This window comes from Mycolicibacterium helvum, assembly GCF_010731895.1.
Lineage (GTDB): Bacteria > Actinomycetota > Actinomycetes > Mycobacteriales > Mycobacteriaceae > Mycobacterium > Mycobacterium helvum.
Genome location: NZ_AP022596.1, coordinates 115,669 through 134,425, shown reverse-complemented (window position 1 = coordinate 134,425; position 18,757 = coordinate 115,669). Strand labels below are relative to the sequence as shown.

General features: G+C 65.8%; 19 protein-coding genes. 14 read left to right on the top strand and 5 right to left on the bottom strand.

Features of this window, described 5'->3' with window-relative positions; all coding sequences use genetic code 11:
• The first annotated feature begins 88 nt into the window (after positions 1-88).
• From G6N38_RS00650 to G6N38_RS00635, 4 genes are read left to right on the top strand one after another with little or no spacing between them, the layout of a single operon-like run.
• Complete coding sequence (locus tag G6N38_RS00650; protein WP_163745786.1) at positions 89-1,621, top strand: APC family permease; 1,533 nt, start codon at positions 89-91, stop codon at positions 1,619-1,621.
• Positions 1,618-1,779 (top strand): hypothetical protein, encoded by a 162-nt coding sequence (locus G6N38_RS00645; protein WP_163745785.1) that lies wholly within the window; start codon positions 1,618-1,620, stop codon positions 1,777-1,779. Before G6N38_RS00650 ends, G6N38_RS00645 begins: the two co-directional genes overlap by 4 nt.
• On the top strand, positions 1,776-2,765 hold the full coding sequence (locus G6N38_RS00640) for a GNAT family N-acetyltransferase (protein ID WP_163745784.1): 990 nt from the start codon (positions 1,776-1,778) through the stop codon (positions 2,763-2,765). The genes G6N38_RS00645 and G6N38_RS00640 overlap by 4 nt, the downstream gene beginning before the upstream one ends.
• Positions 2,762-3,991, top strand: a complete 1,230-nt coding sequence (locus G6N38_RS00635; RefSeq protein ID WP_163745783.1) for an acyl-CoA dehydrogenase family protein — start codon at positions 2,762-2,764, stop codon at positions 3,989-3,991. Before G6N38_RS00640 ends, G6N38_RS00635 begins: the two co-directional genes overlap by 4 nt.
• Before the next feature lie 59 nt (positions 3,992-4,050).
• On the opposite strand, the gene G6N38_RS00630 is transcribed toward G6N38_RS00635, so the two are convergent.
• The 3 genes from G6N38_RS00630 to G6N38_RS00620 form a co-directional block, all read right to left on the bottom strand.
• Entirely contained in the window at positions 4,051-5,415 is a 1,365-nt protein-coding gene (locus G6N38_RS00630) for an HNH endonuclease signature motif containing protein (RefSeq protein ID WP_163745782.1), read from the bottom strand.
• 527 nt (positions 5,416-5,942) lie between these two features.
• The gene (locus G6N38_RS00625; RefSeq protein WP_163745781.1) at positions 5,943-6,710 is read right to left on the bottom strand and encodes a DUF1684 domain-containing protein; all 768 of its coding nucleotides are present in this window, start codon (positions 6,708-6,710) and stop codon (positions 5,943-5,945) included.
• Between the two features lie 30 nt (positions 6,711-6,740).
• On the bottom strand, positions 6,741-7,007 hold the full coding sequence (locus G6N38_RS00620; protein ID WP_163745780.1) for an ANTAR domain-containing protein: 267 nt from the start codon (positions 7,005-7,007) through the stop codon (positions 6,741-6,743).
• A gap of 127 nt (positions 7,008-7,134) precedes the next feature.
• Here G6N38_RS00620 and G6N38_RS00615 point away from each other — a divergent pair, with 127 nt between their 5' ends.
• The 4 genes from G6N38_RS00615 (at position 7,135) to G6N38_RS00600 (ending at position 11,522) form a co-directional block, all read left to right on the top strand.
• On the top strand, positions 7,135-8,127 hold the full coding sequence (locus tag G6N38_RS00615; RefSeq protein ID WP_163751720.1) for an isopenicillin N synthase family dioxygenase: 993 nt from the start codon (positions 7,135-7,137) through the stop codon (positions 8,125-8,127).
• 71 nt (positions 8,128-8,198) lie between these two features.
• Positions 8,199-9,152: a LysR family transcriptional regulator gene (locus tag G6N38_RS00610; RefSeq protein ID WP_163745779.1), complete on the top strand. Its 954-nt coding sequence runs from the start codon at positions 8,199-8,201 to the stop codon at positions 9,150-9,152.
• Positions 9,153-9,218: 66 nt separating this feature from the next.
• Complete coding sequence (locus tag G6N38_RS00605; RefSeq protein WP_163745778.1) at positions 9,219-10,451, top strand: acyl-CoA dehydrogenase family protein; 1,233 nt, start codon at positions 9,219-9,221, stop codon at positions 10,449-10,451.
• Positions 10,452-10,475: 24 nt separating this feature from the next.
• On the top strand, positions 10,476-11,522 hold the full coding sequence (locus G6N38_RS00600) for a hypothetical protein (protein WP_163745777.1): 1,047 nt from the start codon (positions 10,476-10,478) through the stop codon (positions 11,520-11,522).
• Here G6N38_RS00600 and G6N38_RS00595 read toward each other — a convergent pair.
• Positions 11,515-12,762, bottom strand: coding sequence for a multidrug effflux MFS transporter (locus G6N38_RS00595; protein WP_322790550.1), 1,248 nt, complete (start codon positions 12,760-12,762; stop codon positions 11,515-11,517). The two genes, G6N38_RS00600 and G6N38_RS00595, sit on opposite strands and share 8 nt — an antisense overlap.
• Positions 12,763-12,831: 69 nt before the next feature.
• On the opposite strand from G6N38_RS00595, the gene G6N38_RS00590 reads away from it, so the two are divergent.
• Positions 12,832-13,290 (top strand): MarR family winged helix-turn-helix transcriptional regulator, encoded by a 459-nt coding sequence (locus G6N38_RS00590; protein WP_163745776.1) that lies wholly within the window; start codon positions 12,832-12,834, stop codon positions 13,288-13,290.
• A 64-nt stretch (positions 13,291-13,354) separates the two neighbouring features.
• On the opposite strand, the gene G6N38_RS00585 is transcribed toward G6N38_RS00590, so the two are convergent.
• Positions 13,355-15,370 carry a glycoside hydrolase family 15 protein gene (locus tag G6N38_RS00585; RefSeq protein WP_163745775.1) on the bottom strand — a complete coding sequence of 672 codons (2,016 nt, stop codon included), beginning with the start codon at positions 15,368-15,370 and terminating at the stop codon, positions 13,355-13,357.
• A 110-nt stretch (positions 15,371-15,480) separates the two neighbouring features.
• Between G6N38_RS00585 and G6N38_RS00580 the strand changes: the two genes are divergently transcribed.
• The 5 genes from G6N38_RS00580 (at position 15,481) to cysW (ending at position 18,741) form a co-directional block, all read left to right on the top strand.
• A complete protein-coding gene (locus G6N38_RS00580) occupies positions 15,481-15,675 on the top strand; it encodes a hypothetical protein (RefSeq protein ID WP_163745774.1) in 195 nt (64 codons plus the stop codon).
• 106 nt (positions 15,676-15,781) lie between these two features.
• The gene (locus G6N38_RS31140; RefSeq protein ID WP_407663034.1) at positions 15,782-15,895 is read left to right on the top strand and encodes an Ms4533A family Cys-rich leader peptide; all 114 of its coding nucleotides are present in this window, start codon (positions 15,782-15,784) and stop codon (positions 15,893-15,895) included.
• Positions 15,896-16,013: 118 nt separating this feature from the next.
• Positions 16,014-17,054, top strand: coding sequence for a sulfate ABC transporter substrate-binding protein (locus tag G6N38_RS00575; protein WP_163745773.1), 1,041 nt, complete (start codon positions 16,014-16,016; stop codon positions 17,052-17,054).
• On the top strand, positions 17,051-17,932 hold the full coding sequence (gene cysT / locus G6N38_RS00570) for a sulfate ABC transporter permease subunit CysT (RefSeq protein WP_163745772.1): 882 nt from the start codon (positions 17,051-17,053) through the stop codon (positions 17,930-17,932). The genes G6N38_RS00575 and cysT overlap by 4 nt, the downstream gene beginning before the upstream one ends.
• A complete protein-coding gene (cysW, locus tag G6N38_RS00565) occupies positions 17,929-18,741 on the top strand; it encodes a sulfate ABC transporter permease subunit CysW (RefSeq protein WP_163745771.1) in 813 nt (270 codons plus the stop codon). The genes cysT and cysW overlap by 4 nt, the downstream gene beginning before the upstream one ends.
• Positions 18,742-18,757: the final 16 nt, after the last annotated feature.

Genomic DNA, 18,757 nt, shown 5'->3' with positions numbered 1-18,757 from the left:
GTGTCAGGTACATCAACACTACGTTAAATCCCTGCGTGCCAAGCGAATGCGTGGCGCTGATGGCGCACGCGGGCGGGAAGGCGGCTTCATGTCCACACCACAATTCGGCCTCGGCGGCCGCTCACTGACCGCCGCGGAGTCGACCGGGCTCGAACGAGAAGCATTGGGGCCGTGGGGCGTCTTCGCCCAGGGCCTCGCGGCGGCGGCGCCGAGCGTCGCCGTGGCCGTGGTGCCGTACTCGTTGTTCGTCGCCGCCGGCGAGGGCGCCTCCTGGGCGGTGATCGTCGGTCTGGCGCTGACGATCCTCATCGCGACGACGATCAGTTTCCAGGCCAGGCGCACCGTGTCGTCGGGCTCGCTGGGCACCTACACCGGGAACGGTCTTGGCCCTGGATTCGCCTATGCGGCCGGCTTCAGCTTGTTGCTGGGCTACATCGGTTTCGCAATCACCGGGACCCTCGGCGGAGTGCTGTACCTGGACTCGTTCTTGGAGTCCATCGGTTTGGGCTCGCAGGCCACGTGGTTCCGCTTACTCCTGGTGATCGTCGTGGTGGCCGCGGCGACGTACCTGCCGTTCCGGGGTGTGGCCATCGCCGCCAAGTACGAGCTCGCCTTCGAGGTGGTGGCGATCGCCTCGATCCTGGTGATCATCGTGGCCTCCTACGTCAGCTATGGCTTCCACATCGACACCGAGCAGTTCAGCCTTGCGCACTTGGGGTCGAGTGCGACGTTCATCGCCGCCGTCACCGCCGTCGGCTCCTATGCGGGCTTCGAGAGTGTCGCCTCGCTCGGCGCGGAAGCCAAGAATGCGCACCAGAACATTGCGCGCTCCCTGTTGCGGGTCGTGCTGCTGATCGGTGTGCTGTACATCTTCGCCACCTACCCGCAGATCCTGCATTTCGGTGACATCAACGGTGACAAGGCGGTCCTGCCGCAGCTGGCCGACGTGACCGGCGTGTCGTGGGTCAACTACGTGGTGAGTGCTGCGGTGGCCATCGCGTTCATCGTGTTCGTCACCGCGGTCACCACCGCAGCGGCCCGCTCGCTGTTCACCCTTGCCCACGAGGGTGCGCTACCGAGCGCGCTGACGAAGGTTCATGCCAAGCACCGGACGCCGTGGGTGGGTATCGCGCTGGTCGGCGCGCTGGCCTTCGTGTTCTCGGTGACAGCCACCTTCAGCTCGGTGGGCAGGCTGGTGTTCGACGTTTACGGTGGTTACGTCGCTAACTGGGGATTCCTGGTCAGCTATCTGCTGGTGGTCATTGCCACCCCGATCTGGTTGCGAAAGATCAAGGCACTCAACACCACTCGGCTGGTCATCTCGGTGGCCGCCGCGCTCGGAATCGGCTACGTGATCTTCTCCAACTTCTTCCCGGTCCCCGAGTTCCCCTTCAACATCCTGCCGTTCGTCTTCTTCGGGCTGCTCTTCGTGGGTCTGCTCTGGTTCTGGTACCTGCGGGCGACTCGCCCTGAGGTGGCCGCGCGACTCGGCAGTATCCAGACGCTGTCGGAGGCCGAACAACAGCGGCTCATCGACGAGGGGATTCTCGACGTACTGAGCCACGAGGACCCCCGGGCGGACCGCGACAAGGACAAGGGCAAGGAGGTGGTGGCACCATGAGCCGGCTACGGGATATCGCCTCGGCGCTTCGTGAGGGTTTTCTGCGGGCGAGCGCACCGGTCGTCCCGGTCGATGCACGCCCCGAGATCGCCCTGACATGGCTCAATGAGGCGACGCTGGTAGGGATTTCGGTACCGGCTCCGAGGAGCATCCGATGACATTGCTCGATGTCACGGTGACCGGGAACTGGTCGGTGACACCGGTCAGCACCGCCGACCATCCCCTGATCGCCGACTTCCTGGCCACCACTTATGGGCTGAGCGGGCGTAAGTTCGCGGCCGATTCCCGCGACGTCGCCGAGCAGCTGGCGTCGGCATTCGAGGCGGCGGTGTTGCGCGATGCTTCGGGACGAGTCCGCGGCTACTCCGCCGTGCATCGTCCGCACGGTGCCGAGCCGGAAATCATCGGCGACTACGTCATCGATCCCGATGTCTCCTCCGACATCATCGACGACGTCGTGCGCGCTGGAGTGAACCGGTTTGAGCGGGAGGCCGCGGCCGTGCCGGGGGCGTATCTGCGGGTGATCGTCGGCGCCAATCAGCCCGTGGTCATCGATGCGCTGAAGCGGCGTGGCGCTGTGCGCGAAGCCGAGTTCATTCGTACCCGCAAGCCGCTGCATGGAGAGGACCGTGCTGCGCTGGAGAGCTCCGGCGCGCCGGGCATTACGGTGATCAGCTGGCCGGAGGTCATCAACAGAGGCTTGGGCGAGCAGGTCCGGCGACTCCAGCACAGCACCTTCCTCGAGCATTTCGGCAATATGGCCAAGAGTCCGGAGGACTGGGAGCACCACATCGCCAGCCGGGCGTTCACGCCCGATTTCAGCATCGCTGCGCTGGACGAGGCGGGGGAGGTCGTCGGCTACGTGCTGGGTTCGACGTTCACCTCTGGGGTGGCCGGAGCCCAAGAACTCAGCGCGCATACCGATTACATCGGGGTGCGCCCGGACTTGCGCCGGCACGGCATCGGCGAGTTGCTGTTGCAGAAGATCTGGCTGGCCGCCCTGCGGCGTGGGTTGACCGTCGCCTCATTGGGCACCGACATCAACAACCGCAGCAAGGCGCACCTGCTCTACCGCCGCCTCGGGTACGTCGCGGTCGAGGAGCAATACTCATATCGCATCGACAATGCAGGGGTTCGACAGTGAGTGCGACGTATTTGGTGGACCCAACCGCCTCCGACGAAGGCCTGTTCTCGGTCTTCCGGCCGGTGTTCGACAAGATCGCCCAGGGCAACCTCGAGCGGGAACGTGATCGGGTATTCCCGCATGAGCAGGTCCGCTGGCTGGCCGACGTCGACTTCGGCACGGTGCGAATTCCGGTCATCCACGGTGGGTTTGGCGCCTCGCTGGAGCAGACCTTCGCGCTGCTGGCCGAGCTGGCCCAGGCGGATCCCAACGTCGCGCACATCTGGCGCAACCATCTCGCGTTCGTCGAGGATCGGCTCAACGCACCTCAAACCGATACGAACGACACCTGGATCAAGCGGTTCCTTGCCGGTGAATTCGTCGGTGGCGGCTGGACCGAGGCCAATAATGTCACCCTGGACAATCTGACCTCCACCATCACCGCCGAGGACGACCACTGGGTGGTCAACGGCGCGAAATACTATGCCACCGGGAGCCTTTACGCCGACTGGCTTGATGTGCTCGGACGCGGTGATGACGGCACGCTGGTGACAGCGCTGGTGCGCCGCGACGATCCGGGAGTGACGCTCGTCGACGACTGGGACGGGTTCGGTCAGCGCACCACCGCCAGTGGCACCGCGCGGTACGAGCGGGCGCGCGCCGAGCCCGGGAATGTCTTCCCGGCCACCGAACGGTTCGGCTACCAGGCGCACTTTTATCAGACCGCCATGCACGCGGTGCTGACTGGAATCACCAAGGCCGCGCTGCGTGACGGTTCGGTCGCCCTGGCCGAACGAGTCCGCAATTACCCGCAGGGATTGACGCCCGTTCCGTCGTTCGATCCGCAACTGCTGCAGGTGGTCGGCGAGGTGTCGGCTGATGTGTTCGCCGCCGAGGCGGCGCTGTCCCGTAGCACCGCAGCGCTCGACCGTATTGTGGCCGGTCGGCTGGTCGGCGACGAGACGAGTGCGCGCCGGTTGCTGATCGATGCAGAAGTGGCCGTCGACCAAGCCCAGCTGGTGATCATCGCGGCGGCGCTGTCGGCCACGACGAAGATCTTCGACGCGCTCGGTGCATCTGGAGTGTCCGAACGCCGCGGTCTGGACCGGCATTGGAAGAACGCCCGCACGCTGGCGTCGCACAACCCCCGGGTCTACAAGGCGCGCATCCTCGGCGACTGGCTGATCAACCGCATCGATCCGGTCGCTGATCTGGCGTCACTCGGCCGTGGGGGACAGGGCAATTAGTCGGACGATCGAGCGGAACGGACCCAGCGGCCCGTCGATGTGGTGGTCGAAGACTCGGGTTAGGCCGCGCCTGCGTCGTCGGATGGTGGGTCGCTGTCGTTGGCTAACAGTCTTTCGGGGTGGTGGTAGTCGTTGATGCCGCTTTTGAGCATGGGTAGTCCGGGTGGTGGGATCCACTCGGTTTGACCGTTGGGCAGTATTCGGGTGTCCCAGCCGCCGGTTTCGACGAGCTCGTTGTCGGGGTTGCAGGCCAGGGTGAGGTCGTTGATGTCGGTGGTGCCGCCGTTTTTCCAGTCTTGGGCGGCGTGATGGACCACGCTGTGATAGCCGGGGGCATCACAGCCCGGTCGAGTACACCCACGATCCCTGGCGTGCAGGATGATTCGTTGATCGGCGGTGGCGATGCGTTTGGTGCGGCCCAGCCACAACGCGCGCCCGTTGATCCCGTCGAAGAGGGCGAGGTAGTGGTAGGCGTGGGTGGCCATCCGAATCAGGTCAGGGATCGGGAGCAGGGTGCCGCCGGCGGTGACGGCGTGGCCGGTCTTGGCGTGCAGGTCTTGCAGGGTGGCGGTCGCGATCACGGTGACCGGTAACCCGTTGTGCTGACCGAGTTTCGGATCTCCCAACCGGGCGCGGACGAGTGCTGTGAGGGCATCGTGTTGGCGCTGGGCGTGACTGCGCGAATCCCGCACGGCAGCCCCGTCGGTGGGTGCACCGAACACGGTGGGGTTCTCGTCGTCGGGGTTGCACATCCCTGGGGCGGCGAATTTCGCGAACCAGGGTTCCATCTCGGCCTGCAACTCCGGGTCAGCGACCAGCTTGCCCTCCCGCATGCCGTCAGCGCGGCGCCGACCCCAGGTGAAGCCGCGCTGTCGTGCACGGTCTCTGTCGGAGAATATTCCGTCGGGGTTGAGCACCAGACTCAACTGGGTGGCCACCTTGGCCAACTGATCGGGGCGCAGGTTCACCGCATGCTCGGCCAACGACTTCTCGGCCAGTTCCACCTCAACCGGCGGCACATGGCTGGGCAACGCATGGACGAACTTCTGAATTACCTCGAGGTGTTCGCCATCGAGTTGCCCGGCCTGCCAGGCCTTCGCCGTCTCGGGCAGCACCGGCGGCAACAACTCACCGGTCAACGCCGTCCGCGGCGCCAACTGCTCGGCATCGCGGATCCGGCGTCGCGCCTCGGTCGGGCTGATCGGCAACACATCAGCCAACGCGATCCGCAGCGGCGGGCAGCCCTCGAACCGCTCCAACCGAGCGACCCCGGCATGAGACACCGCCCTCAGACGACGCTGGACCGTTTCCACCCGCTCCAAGACCGCAAACCGCTCCGGCGCAGGCACAATCTGGAAATCGACCGCGGCCAGCTCCCCGACAACCTCGTCGAGCGCATCCAGCAGACCAACGATCGAACCCATGTGTCGAATACGATTCCTACCCACCGACACAATAGTCGCGCGAAAATCATCTGTGGATGAACAAGAATCTGTGGAAAGTGCTGTACCGCTGCAGGATCGGAGACTACCTACTCCCTCCTCGACGGTCAGATCATGTATTCCAGCTGCAGTTGACACTCTTCTTCGGCCCGCGTGGGTACCCCGCAATAGCGGTCCCAACGCAAGAAGCCACGGTACGGTCCGCTGAACCCTCCGCCGCCGACGACGATGCGGTCCGACCGTGTCCGGCGCGCTGGCGAATGCTGGGATCCCCGTGTCGACATCGGGTGATGATAGGCGCCTTTCGCCGGTGTCGGCTCAACCGCCAAGCTCCGCCGGCCCGGCGCGGAGATCCCGAAATCCGCCGAACATGCTGTGAAGGCCCTGCGGCACCCAGTTCTGCTCACCGCGCGTTTATCTCGACAGTGAAAGTGTCAAAACTATTGGGCTGGAGAAACTGTGGACCGGGCCGGAAACGGTGGGTCCCGACTATCCCGACTGCATTCCGCTCAGCGGGGGTTCTTCTCGCCAGCCTCGATCGCGACGGACAACCGGTTCTCCGCGGGCGCAACCGGGCATGTCGCATAGTCGGTGAACGCGCAGGGCAGGTTCGACGCCCGGTTGAAGTCCAGGGTGACCGCGCCGTCGGTGTCCGGCTCGTCGACGCCGAGCCCCCTGGCGGCCGGGTACGTGGTCACTCCGCTGGTGGCGTCGGTGAAGAGCACATGGAGACTGCCGTCAGGGCGGCCGAACGCGACTAAACGCAAAGCGGTACCGGACAGTTCGAAGTCGATGACACCGACCGCGGTGTGGTGGTGTTCGAGGCCTTCGACGACGGCCCCTGTTGTGACGACCTTCGGCTGCGGATGCGGGGTGAACCTGCCCGGCACTCGCCACCGTTCGTCCGGTGCGTAGGCGGGAATGCCCTGGAATTCCGACAGGTGGGGCGATGCTGGGTCGTGCACGCGCAGCGCGACCGAACCTGTTCGGCGGATGACCTCGATTCGCCGGTCGCCGGACTCGACGAGCAGTCCCGGTGCACCTTCGGCCGGTTGCAGCGTTTCGGTCCCGTCGATGCCTTCGATATAGACGGCCTCGGCGTCGGCTCGCCACCGACCGGGGAGGTCGGCGACTGAGGTGAATTCATCTGTGAGCCAGTACAAGCCGGTCAGACTCACCCAGCCGAGTGGATCGCCGTAGTAGTGCTCCCGCTCGCGATGCCACTCAATCCACGCGTCCGTAAAGGTCGCAGGTGTGGTGTCCTCGGCTGTGGTCATGGTGCTCCCAACGTTCCGCCGCCCCCGAGTCTAGTGCGCCGCGGCGGCAACCGCTCGTGCCGCCAGCAGGTCCGCCCAGGCATCGAATGCCTCTGCCTGGTAGGGCACCGAGTCATCCGAGGACCCGGCGATTGCCACCAGTGCCCGCGCGATGCTGCCGAGACCGATGCCCGTGCGCTGAACCACCGCCACGAGTTCGGCGAACGCGTCGCGTTCCGAACACCCGCGCAGGCCCACCAGAATCCCGGTGGCCAGATCGATCACCCGGCGTGACGTGTCGACAGTGCGATAGCTCATGGGGACCATGGTTCGCGCCGGTGTGCCGGCTTGGCAAGAAATCGAAGCACCGTGATTGCTTCACACCCGTTCAGTTGTCGTGAACGCCTGTGGCGCGCAGACACCACATTGGCCCACAATGGCTCTCGTGTTGCCCGTACTCGACCTCGCCGAAGCCGACCGTGATGCAGACGCATTCCGCGCCCGGTTGCGCGAAGCCGCCCACGACATCGGCTTCTTCTATCTGGTCGGCCACGGTGTCCCGGACGCTCAGATAGAAGAGGTGCTGGCGCTCGCGCGGACGTTCTTTGCGCTACCGCTGGAGGCCAAGAACGAGATCAGCCAGCTGAAGAGCCCGCAGTTTCGCGGCTACTCCCGCCTCGGCGGTGAACTCACCAACGGCAAGGTGGACTGGCGCGAGCAGATCGACATCGGGCCACAACGCCCGACGATCGACGGCGCCGCCGGATACTGGCGGCTGCAGGGGCCCAATTTGTGGCCAGCCACCCCGGCCAGCTTTCGCGCCGCGTTCGAACGCTGGGATGCCAACCTGTCCGGAGTGGGGTTGCGACTGCTGCGGCACTGGGCGGTGTCCCTCGGCGCCGCCGAGGACACGTTCGATCCCGCGTTCGCCGACAAGCCTGCCACCCTGATCAAGGTAGTGCGGTATCCCGGCCGCGACGATTACGCGCAAGGCGTTGGTGCCCACAAGGATTCCGGTGTCCTCACCTTACTGTTGCTCGAGTCCGATTCGACGGGGCTGCAGGTGGAGCTGGCCGACGGACGGTGGCTTGACGTACCGCCGCTGGCCGGGGCGTTCGTCGTCAACATCGGTGAACTACTCGAGGTAGCTACCGGTGGGTACCTGCGCGCCACCCAGCATCGGGTGCTGGCACCGCGGCCCGGCGTCGACCGCGTGTCCATTCCGTACTTCGTCAATCCGGCGCTGGACGCCACGATCCCGATCATCGATCTGCCGCCCGAGCTTGCCGCGCGCTCGCGAGGTGTGGAAGCCGATCCCAACAACCCGATTTTCAACACCTACGGCGAGAACGCGTGGAAATCTCGCACGCGTGCGCACCCCGACGTCGCCGAGTTGCACCACGGAATCAAACCGGCCGGCGCGGCCACTTCCTATTGAGGGTGCGGGCGATTACTTCGCCCTGATCACAACCATGGGCAGCTCTGCCGGCAGCGGCTAGTTTGGCCAGGATGTTCGATGTGCGACGGCTGCGGGTACTGCAGGAGGTCGCGCGCTGCGGATCGCTGAGTGCTGCCGCCGCGGTGTTGAACTACACGACCTCAGCTGTGTCCCAACAGATCTCCGCGCTTGAGCGTGACGTGGGTACCGTTCTTCTGGTGCGCGGCCCCTCTGGCGCCCGCCCGACGCCGGCCGGGACGAAGCTGCTGGAGCACGCCGAACGCATCCTCGACGCGGTAACCCAGGCCGAGCAGGATCTCCAAAGCCTGGTTACCGCAGGGCCCGACCTCATCCGGGTGGCGTCCTTCACCAGCGCTGCCGCGGCGATCCTGCCGCGAGCATTGGCCAGGTTTCGGCCCCGGCACCCATGCACCGAGGTGCAACTCGTCGATGCCGACCCCGACGACGGGGTCGCGCTACTGGCTAACGGCGGCGCCGATGCGGCGATGATCACCGAGGTTCCCGGTGAGCCCAGCCGGTACACCGGCGTCGTGGCTGTACCCGTCTACGACGACGAGTTCTTCGTCGTCCTGCCACCCAATCACCGGTTGGCTGCGGCCGCCGAGGTGGCGCTGCCCGCACTGGCGGCTGAGCAGTGGGTGGTCAGCTCGGCAACGGGCACCTGTCCGGACACCCGCGTCTTCCACAATGCCTGCCGTCATGCGGGTTTCGAGCCTTCGGTGACGTTCCGTGCCGAGGACTACTCGACGGTGCAGGGTCTGGTTGCGGCGAACCTGGGGGTGTCGTTGGTGCCTTCGCTTGCCGCCGCCGGCGCCCGCTCAGATGTGGCCGTGCGCCGGGTGGCGGGCCGTCGCCCGGCGCGACGTATCGCGGTGGCGACTGCAGCACCCCCGGGACAGGGGACTGCCTTGGCCACTCTGGTCGCGCTCCTGCAGGGCGTCGGTGCACGCCTGGCGGCGGATGCCGTGTACAGCGTTCCTGCACGCCCATCCAGCGTTGCTTGACGCCTACTCTCCGATAGCGCAGCGCCCCTTAATATTTCGGTACACCTTTCCCGAGGAGTGAGTTGTATGACGACCATTGAATCGAAAACCCCTGTGCTGCAGTCGGTCGACGACGCGCTGGCAGTCGCCGCTGAGGTTGCCGCTGACATCGCCGCCGGCGCCGTCCAGCGCGAGATCGACGGCACCTTGCCGACCGAACAGCTGCGCGCCGTCGCGTCGTCAGGCTTGCTCGGCATCATCGTGCCCGCCGAACACGGCGGTCCAGACCTGCCGCGGGCCACCGCGGTCGAGGTACTGCGCATCCTGTCCCGGGCCGACTCGGCCGTTGGGCAGTTGTTGCTCGCGCACTTCGTGCTCAGCGCGGCGATACGGGGACTGGGTCAGACCGACCCCGCGCCCCGGATCTTCGCCGACATCCTGGCCGGTGCCCAGCTGGGCAACGCCACCGTCGAACGTGGCACCCGCCTCTCGGTCGATCGGCTGACCACCGTGGCGCGCAGGCCCGAGGGGGGCTGGCTGCTCAACGGTACGAAGTACTACGCCACCGGCACCCTGGGGTCGACGTGGATTGGTGTCGCCGCACGCATCCCGGGCACCGAACCTGCCCACGGTGCAACGGTGTTCGTCCGTACCGACGACCCGGGCGTGACGCTGAATCTGGAGAAGTGGTCATCGTTCGGCCAACGCGGTACGGCCAGCGGCGAGGTGGTTTTCGACAACGTCGTGGTCGACGACGCTCTGGTCCTCGATGAGGGGCCGGCACCCGATCCGGTGACAGCGGACCCGTCGGTCCTCGGCGCGTTCGACCAGGCGCTGCACGCCGCCGTCGACATCGGCATCGCCAGGGCTGCGCTGGAAGACGGTGCGCAATTTGTCGGCACCAGGAGCCGGCCGTGGTTCGAGGCGCAGGTCGATTCGGCGGCCGAGGAACCACACGTGGTGCGGCGCTTCGGTGAGCTCACCGCGCGGTTGTTCGCGCTGGAGGCGCTGCTGGCGCACGGTGCGGAACTCGTCGACAAAGCGCTGGCTGAACCGGAGCTGACGCGCGAGTCTGCGGCCGCCGCCTCGCTGCAGGTGGCGGCGGCTAAAGCGCTGGCCCAGGAGTTCGCGGTCGAGATCGCCAGCGGGGTCCTCGAACTCGCCGGTTCCTCGGCCACCGACCGCGCACTCGCCCTGGACAGGCACTGGCGCAACGTTCGGGTGCATTCCCTTCACGACCCGGCCCGGTGGAAATACGTCCACCTCGGCAATTTCACGCTGCGCGGCACCTTCCCGCCGCGCCTCGGTGTCCTGTTGTAAACCAGTGCAATCATTGGAGTTTCGATGACCACCTTCTACGTGACCGGCAGCATCAATGTTCCGACCGTCGACGAGGCCTTCCGGCTGGTTGGTTCTCGTCTGCAGCCCGGCGTCCGCCGGGTGCCCGACGGTGAACCGGGGGACAGGGCCAACTGGGTGTTCACCCAGGCTGACCACTTCCAGAAGAATCCGACGCTGGAGGTCGTCGGGGACCGCGTCAGGACCCGGCCCGGGGTGCCAGTGGAGTTCGGGCCGGTGGATTACCACAGCATTGCCACCGAGTCGTACGCCAGCTTCCGCCGCGCCCGCGACGAGGGCGTACTCGCGGCGGATTCGCGGTTTCTGGTGTCGATTCCGACCCCGTTCAACGCGGTGAACTCGTTCGTCGAGTTCGCCGACCGCGTTCAGGTGGCCTATGCCTACGAGAAGGCGTTGCGGCACAGCGTCGATGCGATCCAGGATGCCATTCCACCCGCTGACCTGGCTATTCAGTGGGATCTACCGACCGAGCTCGCGACAGTCGAAGGTTGGTTCGACAATCCCTACGGAAGCCTGGAACCGATCTTCGCAGCGACCGGGCGGGTGGGCGACTGGGTCCGTCCCGAGGCCGAGCTGACCTTCCATTTGTGCTACGGCGACTCGAAGTTCGGTGCCTCGCCGTTCATGGGTGCACCGCCCAACGAGGAGGCCGCCGCCCGCGGCGGACGGCACATCCTGCCCCGCGACGCGTCGGCCGTCGTCGCGTTGGCCAACGGTTTGTCTCGTCACGTAACCCGGCGCATCGATGCGATTCAGGCGGCAACGATGGCCGCCTGGACCAAACGTGCACACTGGCAGCCGCTGGCCGATCTGGCGCTGGAGCCCAGCACCGAGTTCTACCTTGGGCTGCTGCACGCCGAGGACGGCGCGCAGGGGGCGAAGACCCGCGCGGATTTGGCGGCTGAGTTCCTGCCCGAGTTCGGAATATCCACCGAGTGCGGTCTGGGCCGGCACTCGACCGAACAGCTGGAGGCCGTTCTGGTTGCGTGGCAGGAGTATTCGGCCGCCCATGAGCCGGCGTTGGTCAGCTGACCCGCCGGCCGGCCAGGTAGGCCGCCAGTGCCAGCACTGTCATCGTCACCATCACCACGGCCAGCGGCAGGGCGGTGTGCTCGCCGCCGAGGCCGACCAAGGGTGAGACGGCAGCGCCGAGCCCGAACTGCAGGGCGCCCAGGCCGGCCGAGCCGGACCCGGCCGCACGCGGAACGGCGGACAACGCCAAGGCGGTGGCATTGCCGAGGACCAGGCCCTGGCAGGCGACCGCGACAAAAATCGGGATCATGATCAGCCGCGCCGGCATGCCGGTGAGCACCAACGCGAGCAGTACCAGCGTCGCAGCCAGGGTCAGCCCGAGCCCGACGCCGAGCAGTTTGGCGCTGGAGATGGTGTGGTTCAGCCGTGCGGACACCGCGCTGACGGTGATCATGCCCAACGCGTTGACGCCGAAGGCGATGCCGTACTGCATTGGCGTGAGGCCCACCATCACCTGGTAGACGAACGGCGAGGCTGAGATATAGGCCATCATCACCGAGAAGCCGAACCCGAAGGCCAGTGTGTTGGCGAGGTAGGTTCGGGACCGTAACGCAGACCACGGTGAGATGCCCTGAGCAGCATCGGCTTTCAGCTCGCCTCGGCGCGCTTCGGGGTGCGACTCGCGGACCACTGCCACGATGGAGATCAGCATCGCCACCGCGATGGCGCAGACCACCCAGAGAATGCCGCGCCAGCCGAGTGAGTTCACCAGCAGGCCCCCGGCGAACGGCGCAACCACCGGCGCAACACCGCCGACGATCATCATCAGGCTGAACGCCCGCCCGGCGGTCTTACCGGTGGTGAGGTCGGAGATCACAGCGCGGCCGATCACCATGCCGGCGGCGCCGGTGAAGCCTTGGGCAAACCGCGCCGCGATGAGAATGCCGATATTCGGCGCTGTGGCCGCGATCATGCTCGCGACCACACACAGCAGGGCGCCGACGACGAGCGGGCGGCGCCGGCCGAGTCGGTCGGAGAGGGGGCCGAACACCAACTGTCCGAAGGTCAGCCCGAGCAGGAACGCCGTCAGCGTCAGCTGCACAGTGGTGGCGCTCGCCTGTAACTCCGCGGTCATCTCGGGGAACGCCGGAAGGTAGAGGTCGGTGGCCACCGGTGCGACGGCGCTCAGCAGGGCGAGGACGACCAGCAGCCACGGCGAAATGACGCCTTCGCGCGGCTGGAGCCGCTCCGCCGGCGACATCGGGCCGGGATTGGGGGCGGGTTGCACTGCGGCGGGCATGAAGTCCTCAGTCTGGTTAGCTATGAAACTATAACTATTGAATCATAACTAGTGAGGTAGGATTTGTCCATGGATAGTGAGCTGGCCGATCTGGCCGAAGCGATCCTCGGCGTCGGGCGAGAACTTCGGCTGCGGATCGAGGCCGGAGCCACTGGGCCGGCGACATCTGATGCGGCTGTCATCCACTTGACCGCACAGGAAGCCCACGTCATGCGGCACATCGATCACCATCCTGGCGTCACACCGAGCGATGTTGCGCGCGCGACTGGCCTGCAGCGCAGCAATCTGTCCACCGCGCTGCGCGCGCTTGAACGTCGTGGCTTCGTCGAGCGTCGCACCGATCCGCACGACGCCAGGGGCATCAATCTGTTTCCCACCGACCGGGCCGCCGACAACCTCAAGCGGCTGCGTCGGCAGTGGGCCGATCAGATGGCAAGCGCGCTGGGCGGCGACCTCCAGGACGTGGCATCAGCCAAGGCCTTGCTCGAGCGCGTCGAAGCGGGGCTGGTGGCCGGCCGCTTGGGCTGACGCCGCCTACATCTGCCTGTTTGTAGGCCATCCGCCTACATCTGCCTGTTTGTAGGCCATCCGCCTACATCGGCGCGTTCGCCGGCTGGAACACCCCCGTGCTGTCGGCTTCTTCTTCGGCCCGGATGACGTGCACCACCGCGTTGATCAAAGCCAGGTGGGTGAATGCCTGCGGGAAGTTACCCAGGTGCCGGCCGGTACGTGGCTCGATCTCCTCGGCATACAGGTGCAGCGGGCTGGCGAACGACAGCAGCCGCTCACACAAATGCCTGGCCCGGCTGACCTCGCCGATCTCGACCAGCGCCGACACCAGCCAGAACGAGCAGATCGTGAAGCTGCCCTCCTCGCCGGACAGGCCGTCGTCGGTCTCGTGGACGCGATACCGCAGCACCAACCCGTCTTCGGTGAGCTCGTCGGCGATCGCCAGAACCGTAGCCCGCACCCTGGGGTCGTCGGATGGCAGGAACCGCACCAGCGGGACCAGCAGCAGCGACGCATCCAGCGCGTCGTCGCCGTAGCGCTGCGTGAGGACTCCGCGCTTGTCCACCCCGTTCGCCAGGATGTCGGCCTTGATCTCCTCGGCGATCGCCCGCCACTGTTGGGCATAACTCTTCTCACCGACCAGCTCGGCCAGTTTGGAGCCGCGATCCAAAGCCACCCAGCACATCACCTTCGATGAGGTGAAATGCTGCGGCTCACCGCGCACTTCCCAGATACCGCGGTCGGGTTCCCGCCAGTGTTTGATCGCCTCTTCGACTTGCTCCTTGAGCACCGGCCACAGCTGATCGGAGATCTGTTCGCGGGACTTCGCGTGCAGGTACACCGAGTCGAGCATGGTGCCCCAGATGTCGTGCTGCATTTGGTTGTAAGCGCCGTTGCCGATGCGGACGGGCCGGGCGTTGTCGTAGCCGGACAGGTGGTTGAGTTCTTCCTCGACCAGCTCGCGTTCCCCGCCGACGGCGTACATGACCTGAAGCGGATGCCGTTCACCATTGTTGGCGCCGGACACGTCGGCGATGAACGAGAAGAAGTCGTCGGCTTCCCGATCCAGGCCCAGGGTGTAGAGACCCCACAACGCGAACGTCGAGTCACGCACCCAGGCGTAGCGGTAATCCCAGTTGCGTTCGCCCTGCGGAGTCTCCGGCAACGACGTAGTGCTGGCGGCCAGCAGCGCGCCGGTCGGCGAATACGTCAGGCCCTTGAGCGTGAGCGCGCTGCGCTGCAGGTAGGAACGCCACGGATGGTCGGGGAAGTCACCGATGTTGATCCACTGCCGCCATGCTTCGCTGGTCTGCCACATCTTGTCGGCGGCTTCTTCGTAGGTCTGCGGCGACGGATGCTTCGACCATGACAGGGCGACGAACACGTTGTCGCCCTCTTTGAGCCGGGTGCGGGCGCGTGCTTCGCGGCCCTCCAGCCCGATCCGCAGGTTGGTGGTCAGGCGCAGCGTGGGATGGGCGTCCGGGTCTTTCCTGGCCCGCGCGATCGCTTCGCCATAGGCGTTGGCCGAGTACTCCCAGCTGGCGTTGACCCGGGCGTAGTCGAAGGACGGCTCGCAGTTCATCACCAGCTCCACCGTCCCGCTCACGCACCGCACGGTGCGCAGCAGGATGTGCTCGGCGTCCCAGTCCATCGGGGTGCGCCGATGCGTCCTGGACCGGGTATCGATGTCGTGCCACGGACCCATCACCAGGGCATCCCGCACAATCAGCCAGCCGGTGTGGGTCTGCCAGGTGGTCTCCAGAATGAGGCTGCCGGGAAGGTAGCGGCGGGCGGCCGGCACCGATACGCCGTAGGGCCCAAGCCGGAAATGCCCGGCACCGCGGTCCAGGATCGCCCCAAACACGCTGGGGGAGTCCGGTCGCGGTACGCACAGCCATTCCAGCGCGCCGGCCGACGAGATCAGGCAGGTGTTCTCGCAGTCGGACAGGAAGGCGTAGTCGGCGATCGGTGGGAATGGGTTGCGCAGCGCAGCGGGCGAGGCATACGGCACCGGGGCGGTTGCGGACAACGGCGGCGGGGCTGAGTCGATGGCCACGTCTCTAGTGTCCTCGCCGGCCGGCTGGGCTTGCAGAACCATGGGGACATCATCAACCGCGGGGCCACGCGGCGTCCACTTATGCGCCGATCCGTGGCTTTGCTGTTACTGCCGGTGACAACGCGGTGACGGGCGCGGCATACGCTGGTGCCGTGCACGGGCTGTTGAGTTGGTGGGACGGCGTCGAACTGTGGTTGTCCGGCCTCGGTTTCGTTCTCCAGACGATAATCGTGATGCCCGTGGTTTTAATGCTCGCCTACGCCATCGCATTGGTCATCGACGTGATCCTGGGTAACGGCATCCGGGTGTTGCGTCGGCTGCGCGGCCCCGACCGGCGGCTCCGATGAGCGGGATGCCGCGTTCGCGCGTGACGCTGGCCCTGGTCGCGCTGTTGATTCTCGTCGTCGTCGTGTGGTTGATCAACCGCTGATACCCCGGCTGGCTGCCGAAAAAATGTCTGTTAAGCTTCGCGCCATGCAAGCGGCGACCGGTTACGGCGAGGGCCATGTTTTGGCCCTTATTGCCGTCGGTGCGTTGGCCGTTGCTGATGTTGCTTGTTGTCGCTGACACCCTCTACCCGTCCGCGGTCTGGTGTCGGTGATGGTCGTTGGCTTTAGTTGTCAAACATCGCCATTCCGTTGCGACGGGGCTCGATTCCCGTAACCCGCAATGAGAAAGGCCAGCAATGCCCAAGATTCACGTCCCCGTCAGACGGTGGAGCACAGCAGTCGCGCTCGCGACGACCGCAACGGTGCTCGCCGCCTGTGGCGGCGGCGGTTCGAGCGATGTTGCCGGCGGCGGTAACCAACCCAAGGCTGACACCACCCTGACTCTGGTTGCCTACGCGGTGCCCGAACCTGGCTGGAGCAAGATCATCCCCGCGTTCGCCGCGACCCCGGAAGGCAAGGGCGTGGCAGTGACGACGTCCTATGGCGCCTCCGGTGACCAGTCGCGCGCAGTGGTCGACGGCAAGCCGGCCGACATCGTCAACTTCTCGGTCGAGCCGGACATCACCCGCCTAGTCAAGGCCAACAAGGTCTCCGCCGACTGGAACAAGGCCACCACCAAGGGGATCCCGTTCGGCTCGGTGGTCTCGCTGGTTGTCCGTAAGGGCAACCCGAAGAACATCAAGGACTGGGACGACCTGCTGCAGCCTGGCATCGAGGTTGTCACCCCGAGCCCGCTGAGTTCGGGATCGGCCAAGTGGAACCTGTTGGCGCCCTACGCTGCCAAGAGCAACGGCGGTCAGGATGACGCAGCCGGCCTCGACTTCATCACCAAGCTGGTCACCGAGCACGTCAAGACCCGTCCGGGCTCCGGTCGGGAAGCCACCGACGTGTTCCTGCAGGGCACCGGTGACGTTCTGATCAGCTACGAGAACGAGGCCATCAACACCGAGCGTCAGGGCAAGCCGGTTGAGCACATCAACCCGCCGCAGACGTTCAAGATCGAGAACCCGGTCGCGGTCGTGACCACCAGCGCGCATGTGGACAAGGCGACCGCGCTGAACAACTACCTCTTCACCCCCGAGGGGCAGAAGATCTGGGCGCAGGCCGGATTCCGTCCGGTCGATCCCGCGGTGGCCGCTGACTTCGCCACCGACTTCCCGACTCCGCAGAAGCTGTGGACCATCGCCGACCTCGGCGGCTGGAGCAAGGTGGATCCGGCGCTCTTCGATAAGGACAATGGCTCCATCACGAAGATCTACAAGCAGGCCACTGGATGACAGCAGCCATCGAACCGAATCCGCAGGCGGTCCGGCCCGAGCTCACCGGAGGTGACTCGGGCGGGCCGTCCCGCCTCGGCGGCCGCAGGCACGGCACGACCAGCCTGCGGGTTGGGGCGGCGTCCATCTGGTTGAGTGTCATCGTCCTGCTCCCGCTGGCCGCGATCGTGTGGCAGTCGGCAAAGGGCGGATGGCGCCTCTTCTGGCTGGCGGTCACCTCGAACGCCGCGTTGGAGTCGTTCAAGGTGACGCTCACGATCTCGATCGGCGTCACCCTGGTCAACGCGGTCTTCGGGTTGCTGGTCGCCTGGGTGCTGACCCGCGATGACTTCCCGGGCAAGCGATTGGTCGATGCCGTGATCGACCTGCCGTTCGCGCTGCCCACCATCGTCGCCAGCCTGGTCATGCTCGCGCTGTATGGCCCGTACAGCCCGATCGACGTCCATCTGCAGCACACCAAGTGGGGTGTCGGGGTGGCGCTGCTGTTCGTCACGCTGCCCTTCGTTGTGCGTTCCGTTCAGCCGGTCTTGCTCGAGCTCGACCGCGAGGTCGAGCAGGCGGCCGCATCGCTGGGCGCCAGCAACACGATCATCTTCACCAAGGTGATTGTGCCCGCGCTGCTGCCATCGCTGTTGTCCGGTGCGGGTCTGGCGTTTTCCCGTGCCATCGGCGAGTTCGGTTCGGTGGTGTTGATCGGTGGCGCGGTGCCGGGGGAGACCGAGGTGTCCTCGCAGTGGATCCGCACGCTGATCGAGAATGATGACAGGACCGGTGCGGCGGCGATTTCGATTGTGCTGCTTCTTGTCTCCTTCATCGTGTTGTTCATCCTGCGCACCATCGGATCGCGGGCAGCCAAGCGTGAGGAGCTGGCACAGTGACACTGTCACCGCTGGTTAAGTACCTCCTGCGCTATGTCGCGCTGGCCTACGTCGCCGTGCTGGTGATAGTCCCCGTTGGATTGATCCTCTTGCGGGCATTCGAGCCGGGAATCACTGCGTTCTACCACTCGATCACCACGCCGGCCGCGATATCGGCATTGCAGCTTTCGCTGCTGGTGGTCGCGATCGTGGTGCCGCTCAATGTGATCTTCGGGATACCCACCGCGCTGGTGCTGGCGCGCAACAAATTCCGCGGAAAGTCTGCATTGCAGGCGATCATCGATCTTCCCTTCGCGGTGTCGCCGGTGGTTGTCGGTGTGGCACTGATCCTGCTGTGGGGCAGCGCGGGAGTGTTCGGGTTCGTCGAGAACAGCCTCGGCTTCAAGATCATCTTCGGGTTCCCCGGGATCGTGCTGGCCAGCATCTTCGTCACCGTTCCGTTCGTGATCCGTGAGGTCGAACCGGTGCTGCACGAGATCGGCACCGACCAGGAGCAGGCGGCCGCCACGCTGGGAGCCAGCTGGTGGCAGACGTTCTGGCGGATCACCCTGCCGTCGATACGGTGGGGACTCACCTACGGCGTCGTATTGACGATCGCCCGCACACTCGGTGAGTACGGCGGTGTGATCATGGTGTCGTCCAATCTGCCGGGCACCTCGCAGACCCTGACGCTGTTGGTGTCCGACCGCTACAGTCGCGGCGACCAATACGGCGCCTACACGATCTCCACACTGCTGATGGCGGTGGCCGTGATCGTCCTCATCGTTCAAGTGATCCTCGATGCTCGGCGCGCCAAGGCGAGCGAGTAATCCAACTAGGAGAACG

Bases quoted from the DNA above. Each gene is read 5' to 3' on its own strand.
- G6N38_RS00645 (WP_163745785.1), top strand. From the start codon at position 1,618: ATGAGCCGGCTACGGGATATCGCCTCGGCGCTTCGTGAGGGTTTTCTG.
- G6N38_RS00620 (WP_163745780.1), bottom strand. From the start codon at position 7,007: ATGAGCTATCGCACTGTCGACACGTCACGCCGGGTGATCGATCTGGCC.
- G6N38_RS00590 (WP_163745776.1), top strand. From the start codon at position 12,832: ATGGATAGTGAGCTGGCCGATCTGGCCGAAGCGATCCTCGGCGTCGGG.
- G6N38_RS00585 (WP_163745775.1), bottom strand. From the start codon at position 15,370: ATGGTTCTGCAAGCCCAGCCGGCCGGCGAGGACACTAGAGACGTGGCC.
- G6N38_RS31140 (WP_407663034.1), top strand. From the start codon at position 15,782: ATGTCTGTTAAGCTTCGCGCCATGCAAGCGGCGACCGGTTACGGCGAG.
- G6N38_RS00595 (WP_322790550.1), bottom strand. From the start codon at position 12,762: ATGCCCGCCGCAGTGCAACCCGCCCCCAATCCCGGCCCGATGTCGCCG.
- G6N38_RS00600 (WP_163745777.1), top strand. From the start codon at position 10,476: ATGACCACCTTCTACGTGACCGGCAGCATCAATGTTCCGACCGTCGAC.
- cysT (WP_163745772.1), top strand. From the start codon at position 17,051: ATGACAGCAGCCATCGAACCGAATCCGCAGGCGGTCCGGCCCGAGCTC.
- G6N38_RS00650 (WP_163745786.1), top strand. From the start codon at position 89: ATGTCCACACCACAATTCGGCCTCGGCGGCCGCTCACTGACCGCCGCG.
- G6N38_RS00625 (WP_163745781.1), bottom strand. From the start codon at position 6,710: ATGACCACAGCCGAGGACACCACACCTGCGACCTTTACGGACGCGTGG.
- G6N38_RS00630 (WP_163745782.1), bottom strand. From the start codon at position 5,415: ATGGGTTCGATCGTTGGTCTGCTGGATGCGCTCGACGAGGTTGTCGGG.
- G6N38_RS00575 (WP_163745773.1), top strand. From the start codon at position 16,014: ATGCCCAAGATTCACGTCCCCGTCAGACGGTGGAGCACAGCAGTCGCG.
- G6N38_RS00605 (WP_163745778.1), top strand. From the start codon at position 9,219: ATGACGACCATTGAATCGAAAACCCCTGTGCTGCAGTCGGTCGACGAC.
- G6N38_RS00640 (WP_163745784.1), top strand. From the start codon at position 1,776: ATGACATTGCTCGATGTCACGGTGACCGGGAACTGGTCGGTGACACCG.
- G6N38_RS00610 (WP_163745779.1), top strand. From the start codon at position 8,199: ATGTTCGATGTGCGACGGCTGCGGGTACTGCAGGAGGTCGCGCGCTGC.